Raw genomic sequence first — 305 nt, forward strand, 5'->3', positions numbered from 1 at the left:
TACGGTTAGGATCTGTTTTTGGTAGGTTACGCTCGTAGTTCCAAAAAACCGATCCCGTTTTATGTCCAGGCCACTTTTTATAATATATTTTTAGTGGCTCGTTACCCCAGCCATAGCCAAGCTTAGTGTCAATAAGCGCCTGATCTTTACCTGCGTGAATTTGCCCCACAACAACAGAGTAGGCCGCATTTTTACTTGGATCAGTAGCACGTAATGCAACATGATCTACTTTTAGCGTTGCTTCCATTTTGCCACCAATAGAGCCAAATCGATCCGATAGTGGGTGTACAGCAAGAGCAAAATTG

At 43.3% G+C, this 305-nt stretch carries 1 protein-coding gene; it reads right to left on the minus strand.

Annotation, left to right across the window (positions count from 1 at the left end; genetic code table 11):
• A partial coding sequence (locus tag AAEY62_RS21540) for a polysaccharide lyase family 7 protein (RefSeq protein ID WP_350636430.1) occupies positions 1-305 on the minus strand: 305 nt, incomplete at both ends.

The organism is Pseudoalteromonas sp. GW168-MNA-CIBAN-0100 (assembly GCF_040309225.1).
Taxonomy (GTDB): domain Bacteria; phylum Pseudomonadota; class Gammaproteobacteria; order Enterobacterales; family Alteromonadaceae; genus Pseudoalteromonas; species Pseudoalteromonas arctica.